This is a genomic window from Kitasatospora sp. NPDC090308 (assembly GCF_044769485.1).
Taxonomy (GTDB): domain Bacteria; phylum Actinomycetota; class Actinomycetes; order Streptomycetales; family Streptomycetaceae; genus Kitasatospora; species Kitasatospora fiedleri.
The window spans coordinates 323756-342857 of sequence record NZ_JBIVXY010000002.1 but is presented as its reverse complement, the minus strand read 5'-3'; the positions used below and the strand labels follow the sequence as shown (position 1 = coordinate 342857).

General features: G+C 73.3%; 14 protein-coding genes, 1 tRNA gene and 1 riboswitch. Of the genes, 2 read left to right on the top strand and 13 right to left on the bottom strand.

From position 1 onward, the window contains the following. Positions 1-41: 41 nt before the first annotated feature. Positions 42-2606 (bottom strand): ABC transporter permease, encoded by a 2565-nt coding sequence (locus ACIQVD_RS05530; RefSeq protein WP_402286224.1) that lies wholly within the window; start codon positions 2604-2606, stop codon positions 42-44. Between the two features lie 73 nt (positions 2607-2679). Next, positions 2680-3453, bottom strand: a complete 774-nt coding sequence (locus ACIQVD_RS05525) for an ABC transporter ATP-binding protein (RefSeq protein WP_400682206.1) — start codon at positions 3451-3453, stop codon at positions 2680-2682. Positions 3454-3802: 349 nt separating this feature from the next. Here ACIQVD_RS05525 and ACIQVD_RS05520 point away from each other — a divergent pair. Next, positions 3803-3884: transfer RNA gene (locus ACIQVD_RS05520), tRNA-Leu, on the top strand. Positions 3885-4136: 252 nt separating this feature from the next. Here the strand turns inward: ACIQVD_RS05520 and ACIQVD_RS05515 are convergent. The 7 genes from ACIQVD_RS05515 to ACIQVD_RS05485 all read right to left on the bottom strand — a co-directional run bounded on the left by ACIQVD_RS05515 (position 4137) and on the right by ACIQVD_RS05485 (position 12223). Beyond that, positions 4137-5504, bottom strand: a complete 1368-nt coding sequence (locus ACIQVD_RS05515) for an NAD(P)/FAD-dependent oxidoreductase (protein ID WP_100836592.1) — start codon at positions 5502-5504, stop codon at positions 4137-4139. A gap of 446 nt (positions 5505-5950) precedes the next feature. Beyond that, positions 5951-6886, bottom strand: coding sequence for an exopolyphosphatase (locus tag ACIQVD_RS05510; protein WP_400682207.1), 936 nt, complete (start codon positions 6884-6886; stop codon positions 5951-5953). After that, the gene (locus ACIQVD_RS05505) at positions 6883-7542 is read right to left on the bottom strand and encodes a DUF501 domain-containing protein (RefSeq protein ID WP_402286220.1); all 660 of its coding nucleotides are present in this window, start codon (positions 7540-7542) and stop codon (positions 6883-6885) included. Before ACIQVD_RS05505 ends, ACIQVD_RS05510 begins: the two co-directional genes overlap by 4 nt. A 76-nt stretch (positions 7543-7618) precedes the next feature. After that, positions 7619-8059, bottom strand: coding sequence for a septum formation initiator family protein (locus ACIQVD_RS05500; RefSeq protein WP_100836595.1), 441 nt, complete (start codon positions 8057-8059; stop codon positions 7619-7621). A 188-nt stretch (positions 8060-8247) separates the two neighbouring features. Further along, positions 8248-9537 (bottom strand): phosphopyruvate hydratase, encoded by a 1290-nt coding sequence (gene eno, locus ACIQVD_RS05495; protein ID WP_400682210.1) that lies wholly within the window; start codon positions 9535-9537, stop codon positions 8248-8250. A gap of 314 nt (positions 9538-9851) precedes the next feature. Further along, positions 9852-10544, bottom strand: a complete 693-nt coding sequence (locus ACIQVD_RS05490; protein WP_402286217.1) for a transglycosylase family protein — start codon at positions 10542-10544, stop codon at positions 9852-9854. Between the two features lie 3 nt (positions 10545-10547). Further along, a riboswitch (cyclic di-AMP (ydaO/yuaA leader) is annotated at positions 10548-10746 on the bottom strand. 232 nt (positions 10747-10978) lie between these two features. Beyond that, positions 10979-12223: a cytochrome P450 gene (locus ACIQVD_RS05485; RefSeq protein ID WP_400682212.1), complete on the bottom strand. Its 1245-nt coding sequence runs from the start codon at positions 12221-12223 to the stop codon at positions 10979-10981. A gap of 154 nt (positions 12224-12377) precedes the next feature. On the opposite strand from ACIQVD_RS05485, the gene ACIQVD_RS05480 reads away from it, so the two are divergent. After that, entirely contained in the window at positions 12378-12797 is a 420-nt protein-coding gene (locus ACIQVD_RS05480; protein WP_400682214.1) for an SDR family NAD(P)-dependent oxidoreductase, read from the top strand. A 27-nt stretch (positions 12798-12824) separates the two neighbouring features. Here ACIQVD_RS05480 and ACIQVD_RS05475 read toward each other — a convergent pair whose 3' ends face one another. The 4 genes from ACIQVD_RS05475 to mfd form a co-directional block, all read right to left on the bottom strand. Next, positions 12825-13820 carry a MazG family protein gene (locus tag ACIQVD_RS05475; RefSeq protein ID WP_400682216.1) on the bottom strand — a complete coding sequence of 332 codons (996 nt, stop codon included), beginning with the start codon at positions 13818-13820 and terminating at the stop codon, positions 12825-12827. 57 nt (positions 13821-13877) lie between these two features. Beyond that, a complete protein-coding gene (locus ACIQVD_RS05470) occupies positions 13878-14219 on the bottom strand; it encodes a hypothetical protein (RefSeq protein ID WP_400682218.1) in 342 nt (113 codons plus the stop codon). Positions 14220-14400: 181 nt separating this feature from the next. Further along, the gene (locus tag ACIQVD_RS05465; RefSeq protein WP_400682219.1) at positions 14401-15024 is read right to left on the bottom strand and encodes a SurA N-terminal domain-containing protein; all 624 of its coding nucleotides are present in this window, start codon (positions 15022-15024) and stop codon (positions 14401-14403) included. A gap of 208 nt (positions 15025-15232) precedes the next feature. Beyond that, positions 15233-18865, bottom strand: coding sequence for a transcription-repair coupling factor (mfd, locus tag ACIQVD_RS05460; protein WP_402286212.1), 3633 nt, complete (start codon positions 18863-18865; stop codon positions 15233-15235). Positions 18866-19102: the final 237 nt, after the last annotated feature.

Below are 19102 nucleotides of genomic sequence, written 5' to 3'. Positions count from 1 at the left end.
GCCCGCCCCGCGACCGGGACGGGCGGCTTCCCGGCGTCGGGTCAGTCGGTCTTGATGCTGGTCAGGATGTCCATCCGGGCGGCCCGGCGGGCCGGCCAGAGGGCGGCGACCATGCCGACCAGGGCGGCGAGGGCGAGGAAGAGCAGCACGCTGCCGTACGGGATCACGGTGGTCAGTCCCTTCAGTTGGGAGGCCAGGGTCCGGGTCGCGGCCCAGGCGAGGAAGCAGCCGAGCAGGACGCCCACGAAGGCGCCGAAGACCGAGATCACCACGGACTCCAGGCGGATCATCCGCTTGATGCCGCGCCGCTCCAGGCCGATCGCCCGCAGCATGCCGATCTCGCGCTTGCGCTCGAACACCGACATGGCGAGCGTGTTGACCACGCCGAGGACGGCGACGACCACCGCCATGCCGAGCAGGCCGTACATCAGGTTGAGCATGGTCGAGATGATCCGGCTGAACTCGTCGACCATGTCCTTCATGGTCCGGACCTCCATCACCGGGTTGCGGCCGGTGGCGTCCTTGATCGACTGCTTCAGCGCGTCGGTCGGGCCGTCGACGCCCTTCACCAGGATCTGCTGGACCAGCGGGTCGGGGTCGTAGCGCTCGACCAGCTGGTTGGGCGCCAGCACCGGGGAGACCCCGTCGTTGCGCTCGAAGACGCCGCCGACGGTGAGCGTCACGGCCTGGCCCTTCGGGGCGGTGGCCGACAGGGTGGAGCCGACCGCCAGGTGGTGGGTGGCGGCGAACTCGTCGTTGACCAGCACCTGGCCCTGCTTGAGCGCCCCGGTGGAGCCGGAGGCCATGGTCAGGCCGACCAACTGGTCGAAGGCGTCGGCGTCGTAGCCCTCGATCGCCTTGGCCTGGTCGGAGCCGTCCAGGTGCCACCAGACGTTGTCGACCCGGCTGACCGCCTTGACGCCCTTCGCTCCGGCCACCAGCCCGGTCAGCTCGGGGGACAGCTGGCGGCCGTTGGCCATGGCGACCACGTAGTCGGCCCTCATCGACCCGGCGACCATCGAGGTGACGGCGCTGGTGACCGAGTTGCCGATCACGGTCAGCGCGGTGACCAGGGTCAGGCCGATGGTCAGCGCGGCCGCGGTGCTGGCGGTGCGGCGCGGGTTGCGCACCGCGTTCAGCCGGGCCAGCTTGCCGGGGGTGCCGAACAGCCGGGCCAGCACCGGGCCGACCAGCGCGATCACCGGCCGCGACAGCAGCGGCAGCAGCACGAACACGCCGATCAGGGTGACCGGGGCGCCGAGCTCCAGCAGGTGCTGGGCGCCCGAGCCGCTGCCGTTCGCACCGGCCAGGATCAGGCCCAGCCCGGCGCCGGCCAGCAGCACCCCGATCGTGTTGCGGATCAGCAGGCCGCGCTGGGTGCTGGGCTGCTCGCCGCTGCTCATCGCCGCCACCGGGGGGATCCGGGAGGCCCGGACGGCCGGCAGCAGCGCCGACAGCACGGTGACCACCACGCCGACCACCAGGGTGGCGACCACCGTCGCCGGGGCGACCACCAGCGAGCCGGTGGGCATGCCCTCGTCGAAGGCGTGCAGCAGGGACTGCAGGCCCGCGCCGATGCCGACGCCCGCGAGCAGGCCGCCGGCCGAGGCGACCAGGCCGATCGCCAGCGCCTCCACCAGCACCGACCTGGTGACCTGGCCGCGGCTGGCGCCGACCGCCCGCAGCAGCGCCAGCTCCCGGAGCCGCTGGGCGATCAGCATGGTGAAGGTGTTGACGATGATGAAGACGCCGACGAACAGCGAGATGCCGGCGAACACCAGCAGCATGGTCTTGGTGTTGCTGACCGAGTCGGCGACCATCCGGGTCTGCTCGTCCTTGAGCTCCTGGCCGGTCTGCAGCTCGACGCCGTCGGTGCCGGTCTTCGCCCGGGCCTGCTCCAGCAGCGCCCGCTCGGAGGTGCCGGCCCTGGCGGTGAGCACCACCGAGCTGAACCGGCCCGGCTCCAGCAGCTCCCGCTGGGCGGTGGCGGTGTCCATCAGCACCAGGGTGCCGCCGGAGGTGACCTGCGGGTCGTCGGTGGTGAAGACGCCGGTCAGCACGGCGTCCCGGGCGGCGCCGTTGCCGGCCACCCGGACGGTGTCGCCGAGGTGGTAGCCGGCCTTGTCGGCGGCCTGCCGGTTCAGCGCGATCTCGCCCTCGGCGCGCGGTCCGCGGCCCTCGGCCATCGGGTAGCGGGTGTCCGTGCCGGAGGCGTCCGGGACGAAGTTGGCGCCGCGGGCGCCCCAGACCTGGCCGACCAGGTCGCCCTTCTTGTCGGCGACGCCGGTGAAGCCGGAGACCACGCCGCGGGCCCGCTCGGCGCCGGGCAGCGCGGCCAGCTGCTGGACGGTGTCCTGGGTCAGCGAGTTCCGCTCCGGCCGCGGGGCGTCGCCGTCGGCGGGGCCGCCGTCGTCCGCGCCGGTGGCGGAGACCAGCACCGAGACGTCCGAGAAGCTGGTGGAGTAGCTGTTGCGCATGGCCTGGCCCATGGTGTCGGAGAACACCAGGGTGCCGGCCACGAAGGCGGTGCCCAGCAGCACGGCCAGTACCGTCATCAGGAGTCGGCCCTTGTGGGCCAGCACGTTGCGCAGTGCGGTGCGATGCATGGGGGTCAGTCCTGGGGAGAGGGGTGCGGTCGGTTCGACGGGGGCTGACGCGGCGGACGCGGCTGACGCGGGGTCAGCTGGTGCGGCCCTTGGCGTCGAAGCGGCGCATCCGGTCCAGGACGGTGTCGGCGGTCGGACCGAACAGCTCGTCGACGATCCGGCCGTCGGCCAGGAACACCACCCGGTCCGCGTACGAGGCGGCCACCGGGTCGTGCGTCACCATCACCACGGTCTGGCCGAGTTCGCGCACCGAGTTGCGCAGGAAGGAGAGGATCTCGGCGCCGGAGCGGGAGTCCAGGTTGCCGGTGGGCTCGTCGGCGAAGATGATCTCCGGCTTGGAGGCCAGCGCCCGGGCGCACGCCACCCGCTGCTGCTGGCCGCCGGAGAGCTGGGCCGGGCGGTGCGAGAGCCGGCCGGACAGGCCGACCGTCTCCACCACCCGGTCCAGCCAGGCCCGGTCGACCTTGCTGCCCGCGATGTCCATCGGCAGCGTGATGTTCTCCAGCGCGGTCAGCGTGGGCAGCAGGTTGAACGCCTGGAAGACGAAGCCGATCTTGTCCCGGCGGAGCTTGGTCAGCTGCTTGTCCCTCAGCCCGACCAGCTCGGTCTCGCCGATCGTGGCCGACCCCGAGGTGACCTTGTCCAGCCCGGCCATGCAGTGCATCAGCGTCGACTTGCCGGAGCCGGACGGCCCCATGATCGCGGTGAACTCGCCCCGCCCGAAGGAGACCGAGACGTCGTCCAGCGCCACGACGCGGGTCTCGCCCTCGCCGTAGACCTTGTTCAGACCGGTGGCGCGGGCCGCCGCCAGGCCGGTGTGGGCTGCGTACGCGGTCGAGGTGCTCACGGTGGGGACTCCTGTCCGGAGGGTCGGGGTTCGTCACGGCGCGACCGACGGGAAGGCTCCTCCGACCGCTACTCCATCCTCACCGCCGCCCGGGCCCGCCCACGTCGCTCCGCCGAACGGTTGCCCCACCGCCGCCAGGCGTACGGCCCCTCCCGCCGTCTCCTCCTGCGGGATGACCCCTCCCCCGACCTCCGCCCGGGGCCCGGGTGGCCGAGAACCGCCGCCGGGTGGCCGAAACGGCGGACGCTTCGTCAGATGGCATGGAAGCATGACAACTTCCGTCCCGGGAAATATGCGAAACACTCGCCCGGCCGACTAGGCTCAGTGACTGAGTTCGCCGCGCTCCCAGGCCCAGATGGTGGAACGCAGACACGGGCAGCTTAAAACTGCTTGGCCGTGAGGCCGTGCCGGTTCGAGTCCGGCTCTGGGCACTCTCCTGCCCACCCTCGGTGACCTGGGGTGATGGCCCGGTCACGGGCCCCCCGGGCCGGGGTGGCGGCCCGGCCACGGGCCCCGGAACGCCCGAAGGCCCCCACCCGGTGGAGGGTGGGGGCCTTCGCGTCACCTATGTGCTTACTCCGCCCGGTGGCGGGGCCGGCTGAGCACCACGGAGGTCGTGGTCCGGCGGCGCTGCCGGGCGGAGGGCCTCCGACTCGAACCCGACCTGTGTCGGGTCTGGTCGCTTACTTGCTCGCGGCGAGCTCCTTGGCGGGCTCGGCCGCGGCGGCGGGCTTCGGCGCGGGGGCGGTCGCCTCCTGGAAGGCGTCGAAGGGCTTCTCCATCTCGGAGAGGCCGACCGTCTCGCGCTTGAGGAACATCGCCAGGGTCCAGTCGGTGAAGACCCGGATCTTGCGGTTCATGGTCGGGACCATCGCGCCGTGGTAGCCGCGGTGGAACCACCAGGCCAGGCGGCCCTTGAGCTTGACCTTGCCGAACAGGATCGCCACGCCCTTGTGCAGGCCGAGGCCGGCCACCGCGCCGAGGTTCTTGTGCTTGTACTCGGCCTGCGGGAAGCCGCGCATGCCCGCGATGACGTTGTCACCGAGGACGGCGGCCTGGCGGACCGCGTGCTGCGCGTTCGGCGGGCACCAGGCGCCCTCACCGGCGGCCAGGTCGGGGACCTGCGCGTTGTCGCCGGCCGCCCAGACGTAGTCGAAGCCCTGGACCTGGAGGGTCGCCGCGGTGTCCACGTGGCCGCGCGGGCCGAGCGGGAGGCCGAAGCGGTTGACGACCGGGTTGGGCTTGACGCCGGCGGTCCACACGATGGTGGAGGCGTCGAACTCCATGCCGTTCTTCAGCACCACGTGCTGGTCGACGCAGGAGTCCATCGAGGTCTCGATGTAGACCTCGATGTTGCGCTCCTCCAGCCGGCCCTTGGTCCACAGACCCAGGTCGGGGCCCATCTCGGGGAGGATGCGGTTGGCCGCCTCCACCACGACGAAGCGCATGTCGTCCCGGCTGACGGTCTTGTAGATCTTGGCGGCGTCGCGCGCCATGTCCTCGATCTCGGCGACGGTCTCGATGCCGGCGAAGCCACCGCCGATGACCACGAAGGTCAGGGCCTTGCGCCGGACGTCCTCGTCCGTGGTGGACTCGGCCTTGTCGAGCTGCGCCATGACGTGGTTGCGGAGGCTGATCGCCTCCTCGACCGTCTTCATGCCGATGCCGTGCTCCGCCAGACCCGGGATCGGGAAGGTCCGGGAGACCGAGCCGGTCGCGACGACCAGGTACTCGAAGGGCAGTTCGTAGGAGTCGCCCGCCGCGGGCTGGATGGTGGCGACCTTGCGGGCGTGGTCCACCTCGGTCACGTGACCGGTGAGCACCTCCGCCTTCTTGAGGGCGCTGCGCAGCGGCGCGACGAGGTTGCGGGGCGCGACGTTGCCGCCGGCCGCCTCGGGAAGGAAGGGCAGGTACGTCATGTACGACCGCGGGTCGACGACCGTGACGGTCGCTTCGCCGTAGCGCATCTTTTTGAGGATGCGCATCGCGGCATACAGGCCGACGTAACCACCGCCGACAATGAGGATGCGAGGACGCTCCGTGGTGCTCATATCCGAAAGTATCCACCCCCGCCTGACGGAGCATTCGTGAGGCCCGTCACAAGCTCCTGGACACCTCGTGCTACACTACGCGCCCGCATTTCGGCCTCCGGCAGCCCGTTCCGGGCCCGCCGACCGCCCTCCGCGACCGGCCCGGCACTCGGTGCCGCGCTGAGCAGCAACGATCCTTGTGCCGTGCGGGTTCCCGAGCGGGGTTTCGATTTCTCCGGGATGAACGGCAGGTTGCCTGCGATCCCATGCGCGAGCCGCCGACGGCGCCTTCGGTCCCACATTTCGGACGGAGTGGACACCCAGGTGCGACGAAAGGCTGGATTGCCATGTGAAGAAATTCACGAAGCTTCTTCGGACGACACGCCGCAGGCCCCCCGGGAACCCCCCGGAGGGCCCCGGAAGGGACCCGGAAGGCCCTTGCGGGGGCCTCCCGGGACGGCCCCGGGTCAGGGGATCGACCAGGCGATCCCGTCGAGGATGTCGTGCTCGGAGACCAGCAGTTCGGCGGCCCCGGTGCGCTCCATGATCTCCAGCAGGACCAGCGCGCCCGCCGCGATCACGTCCACCCGGCCGGGGTGCATGACCGGGACGGCGGCCCGTTCGGCGTGCGACGAGTGCAGCAGCCACCGGGCGGTCTCCCGCACCTGGGCGACGTCCAGCACCGCGTGGTGGATCCGCTCGGAGTCGTAGCCGGGCAGCTCCAGGGCGATCCCGGCCACGGTGGTGACGGTGCCGGCCAGGCCGACCAGGGTGGCGCCGGAGTCCAGCGGGACGGTCCCGGCGACGGTGTCCAGCGCGGCCCGGATGTCGGCCCGGGCGGCCTCGATCTGCGCCTCGGTGGGCTGCCCGCCCGCGAAGTGACGCTCCGTCATCCGGACGCAGCCGATGTCCATCGAGTACCCGGCCCGCACGTCCTGCTCGCCGAGCACGAACTCGGTGGAGCCGCCGCCCAGGTCGAACACCAGGTAGGGCGGGCGGTGCGGGCCGCCGAGCAGTTCGCGGGTGGCGCCGGTGAAGGAGAGCCGGGCCTCCTCGTCGCCGCTGACCACGCTCGGCTCGACGCCCAGGATCTCCTTGACCCCGGCGGTGAACTCGGCGGCGTTCTCGGCGTCCCGGGAGGCGGAGGTGGCGACCATCCGGACCCGCTCCGGGGCGACCCCGTGCGCGGCGATGACCTCGGCGTACTCGCGGCAGGCCGCGAAGGTGCGGGCCAGCGCCTCGGGGTGCAGCCGGCCGGTGCGGTCGACGTCCTGGCCGAGCCGGACGATCAGCATCCGCCGGTCCAGGTCGGTGATCGCGCCGGTCTCCGGGTCGAGGTCGGCGATCAGCAGGCGGATCGAGTTGGTGCCGCAGTCGATCGCGGCGACCCGGGTCTGGCTCACGACTCGTCCTCCGGCCCGGCCCCGGCGGCCTTGCGGGCCGCCCGCTCGGCACTCAGTGCCTCCTTGGCGGCGATCACCGCGTCGTGGTCCCCGGCCTTGGCCCGGTTGCGGGCGACCCGCTCGCCGGCCGCCTCGACCTCGGCGTCGCTGACGCACGGGCCCTTGGCCCACCACTGCTCCAGCATCCCGATCGCCTCGTCGCCGAGCGGGTTGACGCCCTCCCCGGCGGCCAGCGAGTGCCCGACCAGCACGTGCAGGCACTTGACCCGGTCGGGCATGCCGCCGGCGCTGGGGAAGCCCTCCAGCACCTCGACGGCGTCCCGGCGGGCGATGTAGTCCTCGTGCGCCGCGCGGTAGGCGGCGGCCAGCTCCGGGTCCTCGGCGAGCCGGGCGGTCTGCTCCTTCATCACGCCGTCCGCCTCCAGGGTGCCGATCAGCGAGGCGGCCCGGGGGCAGGTCAGGTAGTAGAACGTCGGGAACGGCGTGCCGTCGGGCAGCCGGGGCGCGGTCTCCACCACGTCCGGGTTGCCGCACGGGCAGCGGTGGGCGACGCCGCGCAGCCCGCGCGGGACCCGGCCGAGCTGGGCGGCGATGGCGGCGACGTCGCGGTCGGACACCTCGGGGGCGTCGGACGCGGGAGGGTTCTGGTTGCTCATCAGGTCAGGAGTCTGTTCGTCCGAGGGGGCGGGGTGGGCAAGGGGCGGCGAGGGGTGGTGAGGGACGGGTGGGGCGTCAGGGGGCCGGCTGCGGTGCGGGCGCCGCGGCGTCGGCGGCGTCCACCGAGTCCCAGAGCGCGGCGTACCAGGGTTTGACGGCCTTCGGACGGCCGGCCGCGGCGTCCGTCGAGGAGGGCTTGGCGCCGGGCGCGGGCGGCGGGGAGACCGAGACGAACGGGGTCTCGCCGGGCAGCGCGTAGTGCAGCCGCTCGCGGGCCTGCGCCTTGACGTACTCCGGGTCCTGCCAGCGGGCCTTCTCCCGGCGCAGCTCGTCGACCTGCCGGCGGGCGTGCTCGGCCTTGGCCCGCTGGTCGGCGATCTCGCCGCGCTGGGCGATGTACTGCCGGGCGGGGTAGGCCAGTATCGCCACCAGCGAGCAGAGCACGAGCACCAGCACGGTGGCCCGGCTGGTGAAGCGCGGTCGCGCCGCCAACCCGGGAATCCTCCACTTGGCCATCTGCTCACCCCTCCTGCGCATGCCGGTGCCCCGGCCCCCACCCTACGCGGTGGGAGCCGGGGCACCGGTCACAACAGGCGTCCGCCCGTCGCGGGGTTCAGCCCTTGCTGTGCTGACCTGTCCGCGGGGCGGCTGTGCTGACTTGTCCGCGGGGCGGCTGTGCTTACTTGTCCGCGGAGCGGCTGTGCTTACTTGTCCGCGGGGCGGAAGCGCGGGAAGGAGGAGCGGCCCGCGTACTCGGCGGCGTCGTCGAGGATCTCCTCGATGCGCAGCAGCTGGTTGTACTTGGCGACGCGCTCGGAGCGGGCCGGGGCGCCGGTCTTGATCTGGCCGCAGTTGGTGGCGACGGCGAGGTCGGCGATGGTGACGTCCTCGGTCTCGCCGGAGCGGTGCGACATCATGCAGCGGTAGCCGTTGCGCTGGGCCAGCTCGACGGCGTCCAGGGTCTCGGTGAGCGAGCCGATCTGGTTGACCTTGACCAGCAGGGCGTTGGCGGTGCCGGTCTCGATGCCCTTGCGCAGGCGCTCCGGGTTGGTGACGAACAGGTCGTCGCCGACCAGCTGGACCTTGTCGCCCAGCGCGTCGGTGATGGCCTTCCAGCCGTCCCAGTCCGACTCGTCCAGCGGGTCCTCGATGGAGACCAGCGGGTAGTCGGCGACCAGCTCGGCGTAGTACGAGATCAGGTCGGCGGAGGAGAGCGCCTTGCCCTCGAACTGGTAGGCGCCGTCCTTGTGGAACTCGGAGGCGGCGACGTCCAAGGCGAGCGCGACGTCCTTGCCCGGGGTGTAGCCGGCCTTCTTGATGGCCTCGGTGATGAGGTCGAGGGCCTCGCGGTTGGAGTCCAGGTTCGGGGCGAAGCCGCCCTCGTCGCCCAGGCCGGTGGAGAGCCCGCGCTCCTTCAGCACGCCCTTGAGGGTGTGGTAGACCTCGACGCCCCAGCGGACGGCCTCGGAGAAGGACTCCGCGCCGATCGGGGCGATCATGAACTCCTGGATGTCGACGTTGGAGTCCGCGTGCGAGCCGCCGTTGAGGATGTTCATCATCGGGACGGGCAGCACGTGGGCGTTCGGGCCGCCCAGGTAGCGGAACAGCGGCAGGTCGCTGGCCTCGGAGGCGGCGTGCGCCACGGCGAGCGAGACGCCGAGGATCGCGTTGGCGCCGAGCGAGGACTTGTCCGGGGTGGCGTCCAGGTCGAGCATGGCCTGGTCGATCAGGCGCTGCTCGGTGGCGTCGTAGCCGACCAGCTCGGGGCCGATCTGCTCGATCACGGCGAGGACGGCCTTCTCGACGCCCTTGCCGAAGTAGCGGTTCTTGTCGCCGTCGCGGAGCTCCAGCGCCTCGAAGGCACCGGTGGAGGCACCCGACGGGACGGCCGCGCGACCGGTGCTGCCGTCGTCGAGACCGACCTCGACCTCGACCGTGGGGTTGCCGCGGGAGTCGAGGATCTCACGGGCTACGACGACATCAATGGACGGCACGAGGCATCTCCTAGCGGAAGCGGATGTGTGGTCGTTACGACCAGAGCCTAGCCGCACAGCGCGCCGCGGCCACGCCCGGCCGGGCCCCGTCTCACGGTGTGGCCCGGCTACTCACCGGTAGTTCACCTGTTTGACGGCCGGTCCGCCGCTCCCGGTGGCGCGAACTGCTCGGCGCGCGCCGGGAGCGGACGGGGCGTCAGGGGACGCGGCCCTCGTCAGGGCGGCGGCGGGACCTCGTCAGGTCCGCGGGCCTCGCGTCCCGGATGCCGGACCGGATGCCGGGCCGGGTGCCGGGCCGGGTGCGGGCCCCGGCGTCAGAGGGCGAGTACCTGTCCGGGCAGGATCAGGTCGGGGTCGGCGCCGATCAGCTGCCGGTTCGCCTGGTAGATCCACTCCCAGCCGCCGGCCACGTGCTGCGCGGCGGCGATGGCGGAGAGCGTGTCGCCGCCCTGGACGGTGTAGCCGCCGGCGGCGCCCTGCGGGGCCGGCTGGGCGGCCTGGGGCGCGTCCTGGGGGTCGGCGGCGGTCTCGGCCGGCCGCTTCGACGGCGAGTCCTGCGGCCGCCGGGGCGCGGTGGGGCGCTCCTCGGAGCGCGAGGCGGTGTCGGCGGACACCTCGGCGGGTGCGCCGCCCTTGACCAGCCCGGCCCGCTTGGAGCAGACCGGCCAGGCGCCGGGGCCCTGGGAGGCGAGCACCCGCTCGGCCACCGCGATCTGCTGGGAGCGGCTGGCCTGGTCGGCGCGGGCCGCGTACTGGCCGCCGCCGTAGGCGCGCCAGGTGGAGGAGGTGAACTGCAGGCCGCCGAAGAACCCGTTCCCGGTGTTGATGCCCCAGTTCCCGCCGCTCTCGCACTGGGCCACGCGGTCCCAGGTGTCGACGGGTGCCGCGACCGCTCCGGTGGCGGCCAACAGGGGAAGTGCCAGGCCGACCGAGGCCACGCCGGCGGCGGCGATGACCTTCTCGGCCTTGGTACTACGGGGGTGACGAACAGTGTGGGTGAACAGCACGGGACATCCTCTCCGCACGCCTGCGAGGTGAGCTGTCGGGTTCGGACCGGGAGGCTGGCCCGGCCGCCGGACGGTCCGGGCGCGCTTGCGCCCGTTGCTCGGCGGCTTCACCCCAAGCCGTTGGGACTACGGCGTTCACACTGGTTCCCCCACTCCTGTCCGGTACCTGGTCGGTGGCCCGAGGACGCGGCGGACAGGACTCGGCGTGCCGCGATCGGGGCCCGCAGCTGCGGGCATGTCGGAGAGTAAGCAAAGCTGACGAGCAATCACAAGCTCATATCACCATGATCACGCCGAAATCACGGAAATTCCCACTTCGTCAACGAACGATCCAGGTATGTCCGTATTCGTCCCGGACGGGAGTGCGACGCGCGCCCCCGCCCCGGCGCGTCGTCGGCCCAGCGCGGCGGCGTGTCGCGGGTGCTGAAACGGCGTCAGCGGGGCGTGAAGGAGACCGGGAGGTCGCGCAGACCGCGCATGATCAGCCCGCCCCGCCAGCGCAGCTCGGCCGGATCGGCGGCCAGCCGGACGTCCGGGAGCCTGGTCAGCAGGCTGCCGATCGCGCGCTGCCCCTCAAGCCGGGCCAGCGGGGCGCCGATGCAGTAGTGGATGCCGTGACCGAAACCCAGGTGCGGATTGTCCTGCCGGGCCAGGTCGAGGGTGTTCTCGGCGGCGAACCGGGCCGGGTCGCGGTCCGCCGCGGCCAGCACCACCAGCACCGGGTCGCCGACCGGGACGTCCACCCCGCCGATGGTCAGCGGCGCGGTGGCGAAGCGCCAGGTCGCCAGCTCCACCGGGCCGTCGTAGCGCAGGAGTTCCTCGATCCCGGTCGCCAGCAGGCCGGACTCGCCGCGGGCCAGCGAGTCCTGCAGCAGGGTGCGCTGTCCCGGGTCGCGCAGCAGCGCGTGCATCCCGTTGCCGATGAGGTTGATGGTGGTCTCGAAGCCGGCGAACAGCAGGATGAAGGCCATCGCCGCGGCCTCGTTCTCGGTCAGGTGCTCGCCGTGGTCACCGGCCCGGATCAGGCCGGAGATCAGGTCGTCGCCGAGGTCGGCCCGCTTGCGGTGGATCAGGTCGGCCAGGTAGCCGCGGATCTGCTTGACCGCGCGGCCCACCCCTCCCCTCTTGCCGCCGGTGTGCCGGATCATCATGCCGGCCCAGTCGCGCAGGTCGTCCTGGTCCTCCTCGGGGACGCCGAGCAGGTCGCAGATCGCGTAGATGGGGAGCGGGAAGGCGAACTCGTGGATCAGGTCGGCCTCGCCGCGGGCCGCGAAGGAGTCGATCAGCCGGTCGGTGAGCTGCTGCACCCGCGGCTCGAACTCGGCCACCCGGCGCGGGGTGAACGCCTTGGAGACCAGCCGGCGCAGCCGGGTGTGGTCGGGCGGGTCGATGTTCAGCAGGTGGGTCATCAGGTCGGCCTGCCGTTCGCCGGGGATGCCGACCCGGCCGCTGCGGTGGGCCTGTTCGCTGTGGTGCGCCGGGTTCTTGGAGAGCCGGGCGTCCGCCAGCGCCTGCCGGGCGTCCGCGTAGCGGGTGACCAGCCAGGCGTCGACCCCGCTCGGGAGGGTGGTGCGGTGCACCGGCGCGTGCTCCCGCAGCCAGGCGTACGCCGGGTAGGGGTCGGCCGCGAACTCCCAGGTGAAGAGTTGCGGGTGGGCGGCGTGGGGCTGATCTGGCATGTCTTGACCGTATCTGGAAGCGCCACCGCGTGAGTCTGGTCACCTGGTGGGTATTCCCTGTTGCGGAGCGTCGGGGCGAGCCTACGATCCTCCGATAACCACAGTGGGCGGCGTGCGGGCCGGCCACGGGTTCGCTCTGAAAGGGGAGCTGACCATGCGAGTAGCCGGTGCAGTGGTGGTCATCGCGGTGCTCGACGGAGGCTCGGGGGCCGACCTGGCCCGCAGGTTCTCCGCCGCCGGCGCCGCCGGTCTGCTCATCGCCGATCTGCGCCCCGGCGTCGCCGAGGACCTGGCCGCCGAACTCGACCGCCCCGGCTGCCCGGTGGTCGGCGTCTCCGGCGACGTCCACCACCCGGCGGACATCGCCGCGCTGGTCGACACCGCCGTCAAGCACCTCGGCCCGATCGACCTGTTCGCGGTGGCCGGGCCGGACGGCGAGCGGATCGTCCAGCTCGCCGAACTGCCCCTCCACCTCGACCCGCTGGCCGAACTGCTCGCCCTGGTCGGCGAGGCCATCGGCGAGGTGATCCCGGCCCAGCGCCGGCCCGTCGCGGACGTCCCGCTGGCCGGCTAGCGCGCTCTCCTCGTTACTCCTCGGGCCTTACTTCTCGGGCAGGCCCTCGGCGGAGCGGACCGCCGCGCGGTAGCGGCGGGCCGCCGCCCGCAGCGCCGCGTCCACGTCCACCCCCCGGTCGTAGCCGCGCTGCGCGACCGCCAGCAGCAGCTCGCCCGCCGACTCCGCGGTCAGCTCGGCGGGCAGCTCGTACGGCGCGTCCGGCACCGCGGTGAAGTGCGCCCGCCGCACCCGGGACACCAGCTTCGCCGCGTACGCCAGCGCGGGCAGGCCCGCCGGGACGCCGTCCAGCACCGACTCGCGCTGCTTCTCGGCCGCCTTCAGCTGCTCCCAGTTGGCCTCGGTCTCGGCGGAGCCGGACACGCTCACGTCGCCGAACACGTGTGGGTGGCGGTACATCAGCTTCTCGACGATGTCGCCCGCGACGTCGTCGATCGAGAACGGGTCCTCGGCGTCCTCCTCGGCGATCCGGGCGTGGAAGAACACCTGGAGCAGCACGTCGCCGAGTTCCTCGCGCAGGGTCTCCCGGTCGCCCTCCTCGATCGCCTCGACCAGCTCGAACGCCTCCTCCACCAGGTACTTCACCAGGCTCCGGTGGGTCTGCTCGGCGTCCCACGGGCAGCCGCCGGGCGAGCGCAGCCGGTCCATCACGGAGGCCAGGTCCAGCAGCCGGGCGCCCGGCAGGTCGTACGAGCCGGGCAGCAGTTCGATCTCCGGGTGCTCGCCGGCCTCCTCCACCGCGATCCGGGCCAGCGCGTCCGTCAGCCCCGGGTCGCCGTCCGGGCTCTCCAGCCAGAGCGCCGGGGCCTCGGCCAGCAGCCGCCGGGCCAGCGCCGGGGCCGAGGGCCGCTCGATCACCTCCGGCTCGACGCCCGCCGCCCGCAGCGCGGCCAGCTGCGGGTGGTCCGCGACCCCGGCCAGCACCTTCGGCGCGGACCGGAGCGCCTCCCAGGCGGGCCAGGACAGCAGGCCGGGGGCGACGCGGTGGGTGGTGGTCAGCAGGATCAGCTTCGGAGTCTCCACGGGGTCGAACCTACCGGGAGGCACCGGCCGCGCGGGACGCGCCCGCCCGGGGCGGGGTCAGTGCCGGCGGCGGGCCTTGGAGAGCAGCACCAGCAGGCCGGCCAGGACGCAGCCGAGGGCGGCCAGGCCGATCAGCGGGAGGGCGCCGGCGCCGCCGGTCCCGGGGAGGCGGCTGCCCTCCGGCGCGCCCGGGGCCGGGGCCGGGTCGGCGGCCGCCACCGGCCGGGCGGCGGTCGCCGGGCCCGGGTGCGCCGGCCGGACCACCGCCGGGCGCGGCCCGTGCGGCACGGCGGACGCGGCGGGGGACGCGGCGAGCGGCAGGAGCAGTCCGGCGGCGGCGGGCAGGACCGCGCACAGCGCGCGCAGCCTCCTCGGCAGGGGGGAACGGCGCTGGAGCACGGACGGACCTCGCAACCGGTGCGACGGAGGGGCAGGGCTGCCCCACAGCCTCACCGGCCCGGCCTGGCCCGCCCGGGGGACACGGCGGTGGCGCGGGGCCCGCTCACCCGTCCGGCGCAGGACGGGCCGGAGCGGGACGGGCCGGAGCGGGACGGGCCGGTGTGCCGGACCGGCGCTGCGGTCAGAGCGTCCGGACGGTCTTCGGCAGCCAGTCCTCGGTGCTGTCGGTGAGGCCGATCCGGGCGGTGTCCCAGCTGCCGTAGCGCGGGTTGACCTCGATGTGCAGGGCGGTGCCGGCGTCGACCAGCGCCTTGCGGATCGCGGCGTCGCCCTCGGCGCCGTTCGGGTCCTGGCCGTCGGCCAGCTTCATCAGGCCGATCTGCTGGCGGTAGAAGCCGTCGATGTCGCCGGCCGGGACGCCCTGCTTGGCGCGCAGCAGTTCGGCGAGCTTGTCCTCGCTGCCGACGGTCCGGGCGTCCGCGGTCCGGGCCCGGTCCACCTCGCTCTGGCTGACGTCGAGCCGGCGGTCCGCCAGGGCCCGGGCGACCACCTTGCCGAGCACCAGGTCGGAGACGGCGTGCCGGGCCAGGCCGGGCTGCTCCTCGGTGGCGGTCCCGTCCTGCGCGGCGCCGTCCCGGACGGCGGCGACCCGGGCCTCGACCTGGGCGATGCTGATCCGGTCGCCGCCGACCACGGCGGCGGCCCCCTGGTGCGCCGGTGCCCCGCCGCAGGCGGTGAGCGCGGCGGCGGCGACCGCGACGCCGAGGGCGGCCCGCAGTCGGCGGGGGGAGCTGGTGCGGATCACTGGGGCCTCCTGGGCGGTGGAGCGCGGTCCGGTGGTGCTCTGCGTACGTGGCTGGGACGAACACTATTGAGCCCCGCCCCCGGGTGCCAGACCCCCGCGCCCGCCGGGCGCGGCGTTCGCTCGCTCGCTCCCGGTGCGGGACGGGGGCGCCGGGGGACGCCGTCCGGCCGTCCTCCGGCGCCCCCGCGGGCGCTGCGCGGTCGCCGCGTCAGCGCTTGAGGTCCTCGAACATGGTGCTCAGGAACTCGGCGCACCAGGAGAGCAGTTCCCGCCCGACCAGCGGCTTGCCGCCGATCCGGCCGCCGCTGCCGGGGCGCGGCACCAGCAGTTGCCGGGCGGCGGACTTGATCTGGGTGCGCGGGTAGAGCCGGTTGAGCCGCAGTTGCTGGGACTCCCGCAGGTCGACCGGGCCGAAGCGGACGAAGGTGCCCTGGAGGGTGATGTCGCCGATGCCGCAGCGCCGGGCGAACAGCCGCAGTCCGGCCACCAGCAGCAGGTTCTCCACCGGTTCGGGCAGCTTGCCGTAGCGGTCGGTCAGCTCCTCGCGGACCTGCGCGATGTCGTCCTCCGAGTTGACCGTCGCGATCGAGCGGTACGCCTGGAGGCGCAGCCGCTCCCCCGGCGCGTAGTCGTGCGGGACGTGCGCGTCCACCGGGAGTTCGATCTTCACCTCCAGCGGCTCCTCCTCCGGCTCGCCGCCGCCCGCCTCCAGTGCGTCGCGGAACTCGGCCACCGCCTCGCCGACCATCCGCATGTAGAGGTCGAAGCCGACGCCCGCGATGTGCCCGGACTGCTCGCCGCCGAGCAGGTTGCCCGCGCCGCGGATCTCCAGGTCCTTCATCGCGACGTACATGCCCGCGCCCATCTCGGTGTGCTGGGCGATGGTGGCGAGGCGCTCGTGCGCGGTCTCGGTGAGCGGCTTCTCCGGCGGGTACAGCATGTAGGCGTAGCCGCGCTCGCGGCCGCGGCCGACCCGGCCGCGCAGCTGGTGCAGCTGGGAGAGGCCGAAGGTGTCGCCGCGCTCCACGATAAGGGTGTTGGCGTTGGAGATGTCGATGCCGGACTCCACGATGGTGGTGGAGACCAGGACGTCGAACTCCTTCTCCCAGAAGTCGACGACGACCTTCTCCAGCTGGTTCTCCCCCATCTGCCCGTGCGCGGTGGCCACCCGGGCCTCCGGCACCAGGTCCTTCAGCCGGGCGGCCGCCTTGTCGATCGACTCGACCCGGTTGTGGATGTAGAACACCTGGCCCTCGCGCAGGAGTTCGCGCCGGATCGCGGCGGCGATCTGCTTCTCGTCGTACGGGCCGACGAAGGTCAGCACCGGGTGCCGCTCCTCCGGCGGGGTGGTGATGGTGGACATCTCGCGGATGCCGGTGACCGCCATCTCCAGGGTGCGCGGGATCGGGGTGGCGGACATGGTCAGCACGTCGACGTTGGCCCGCAGCTTCTTCAGCTGCTCCTTGTGCTCGACGCCGAAGCGCTGCTCCTCGTCGACGATGACCAGGCCCAGGTCCTTGAACCTGGTCTCCGAGGAGAACAGCCGGTGGGTGCCGATCACCACGTCCACCGAGCCCTCGAACAGGCCCTCCAGCACGGCCTTCGCCTCGGTGTCGGTCTGGAACCGGGACAGCGCCTTCACGGTGACCGGGAAGTTGGCGTACCGCTCCGCGAAGGTCGAGAAGTGCTGCTGCACCAGCAGCGTGGTCGGCACCAGCACGGCGACCTGCTTGCCGTCCTGGACGGCCTTGAAGGCGGCGCGCACCGCGATCTCGGTCTTGCCGTAGCCGACGTCGCCGCAGATCAGCCGGTCCATCGGAACGGACTTCTCCATGTCGGCCTTGACCTCGCCGATGGTGGTCAGCTGGTCGGGCGTCTCCGCGTACGGGAAGGCGTCCTCCAGTTCGCGCTGCCAGGGGGTGTCCGGGCCGAAGGCGTGGCCGGGGGCCGCCATCCGGGCCGAGTACAGCTTGATCAGGTCGGCGGCGATCTCCTTGACGGCCTTCTTGGCCCGCTGCTTGGTCTTCGCCCAGTCCGCGCCGCCCAGGCGGTGCAGCGTCGGGGCCTCGCCGCCGACGTACTTGGTGACCTGGTCGAGCTGGTCGGTCGGCACGAACAGCCGGTCGCCGGGGTGGCCGCGCTTGGCGGGCGCGTACTCCAGCACCAGGTACTCGCGGGTCGCGCCCTGGACGGTGCGCTGCACCATCTCCACGTACCGGCCGACGCCGTGCTGCTCGTGCACCACGTAGTCGCCGGCCGCCAGCGCCAGCGGGTCGATCGCGTTGCGGCGGCGGGACGGCATCCGGCGCATGTCCTTGGTGGAGGACCGCTGGCCGGACAGGTCGGTCTCGGTGACGACGGTGAGCTTCAGCTCCTCGTCGACGAAGCCGTGCTCGATCGAGCCGCAGGAGACGTACACCACGTCCCGGGTGGGGGCCTCGGCGAGGTCGGCGACCAGGCGGGCCGCGATGCCCTCGTTGCCGAGCACCTCGGCCAGCCGGGAGGCCGGGCCGTGGCCCTCGGTGACCATCACCACCCGCCAGTCGTCGGCGAGGCGGTCCTTGGCGTCGGCGATCGCCCGGGCGGTGTCGCCGCGGTACGCCTCGACGGCGTGCATGCCCAGGGTGAGGGTGTCCGCATCGCCCTGCCAACCGGCGGCTGCGCCGCGGGCGAGGACCTCGGAGACCGTGGAGTCACTGGTCGCGAACGGGCTGACCGACCACCACGGCAGGCCGATCCCGGCGGCGTGCTCGCGGACGTCCGCCAGCGACCACAGCGAGGCGGCCGAGACGTCGATCGCCTCCAGGTCGATCGGGCGGTCGGCGCCCGCCGCGGCGGCCACCCAGGACGCGGCCAGGAACTCCTGGCTGGTGGCGACCAGGTCGGCGGCCCGGGTGCGGACCCGCTCCGGGTCGCAGACCACGGCGATCGAGCCGGCCGGCAGCACGTCCAGCAGCAGCTCCATGTCGTCCACCAGCACCGGGGCCAGCGACTCCATGCCCTCGACCGCGATGCCCTGCGCGATCTTGTCCAGGATCTCGCCCAGCTCGGGGTGGGCGGCGGCCAGTGCGGCGGCCTTCGCGCGCACCTGGTCGGTCAGCAGCAGCTCCCGGCAGGGCGGCGCCCACAGGCCGTGCTCGGCGACCTCCAGGGACCGCTGGTCGGCGACCTTGAAGTAGCGGATCTCCTCGACGTCGTCGCCCCAGAACTCCACCCGCAGCGGGTGCTCCTCGGTCGGCGGGAAGACGTCCAGGATGCCGCCGCGCACCGCGAACTCGCCGCGCTTCTCGACCAGTTCGACCCGGGCGTAGGCGGCGGCCGCCAGCCCGCGGGCCACCTCGTCCAGGTCGTGCTGCTCGCCGCGCCGCAGCGCCACCGGCTCCAGCTCGGCCAGCCCCTTGACCTGCGGCTGCAGCACGCTGCGCACCGGCGCCACCACCACCTGCACCGGCCCGGCCGCCGGGTCGTCGGCGCGCGGGTGGACGATCCGGCGCAGCACGGCGAGGCGGCGGCCGACGGTGTCCGAGCGCGGGGAGAGCCGCTCGTGCGGCAGCGTCTCCCAGGCCGGGAAGTCGGCGACCGCGTCGGGCGGCAGCAGCGAGCGCAGCGAGGCCGCGAGGTCCTCGGCCTCCCGGCCGGTGGCGGTCACGGCCAGCACCGGTCGGCCGCTCCCGCCGGCGCGGGCGGCCAGCGACCGGGCCAGCGCCGCGATCGCGAACGGCCGGGCGGCGGGCGGCCCGACCAGGTCGAGGTGCTGCCTGTGCCCCGTGGCCGCCGCCTCGATCGCCTCGGCGAGGGCGGCGTCCCGTACGACGACATCCAGCAGTCCGGACAGGCTCATACGTCAGTTTCTCCACGACGGGGAGTGGCCCGGCACAGGAGACGGCCGGGCAGCGCGACAGGCCCGGAACGCGGTGCGCCCGGGGGGTGTCCAGCCTACGCCGCGCCGCCGCCGCGCACGCGGCGCGGCGTCCCGACGGCGGCGCCGGGGCGACTCACCGGTATCCGGTCCGGCTCGTCCAGAGATCATGCGGCCGACACACTGCTGTCACTGTGCGTCCATGGTCACCGCGCACCA

Excerpts from the sequence above, each read along its gene's own strand:
- ACIQVD_RS05530 (WP_402286224.1), bottom strand. The coding sequence starts at position 2,606 with ATGCATCGCACCGCACTGCGCAACGTGCTGGCCCACAAGGGCCGACTC.
- ACIQVD_RS05515 (WP_100836592.1), bottom strand. The coding sequence starts at position 5,504 with ATGAGCACCACGGAGCGTCCTCGCATCCTCATTGTCGGCGGTGGTTAC.
- ACIQVD_RS05505 (WP_402286220.1), bottom strand. The coding sequence starts at position 7,542 with ATGAGCAACCAGAACCCTCCCGCGTCCGACGCCCCCGAGGTGTCCGAC.
- ACIQVD_RS05500 (WP_100836595.1), bottom strand. The coding sequence starts at position 8,059 with ATGGCCAAGTGGAGGATTCCCGGGTTGGCGGCGCGACCGCGCTTCACC.
- ACIQVD_RS05485 (WP_400682212.1), bottom strand. The coding sequence starts at position 12,223 with ATGCCAGATCAGCCCCACGCCGCCCACCCGCAACTCTTCACCTGGGAG.
- ACIQVD_RS05480 (WP_400682214.1), top strand. The coding sequence starts at position 12,378 with ATGCGAGTAGCCGGTGCAGTGGTGGTCATCGCGGTGCTCGACGGAGGC.
- mfd (WP_402286212.1), bottom strand. The coding sequence starts at position 18,865 with ATGAGCCTGTCCGGACTGCTGGATGTCGTCGTACGGGACGCCGCCCTC.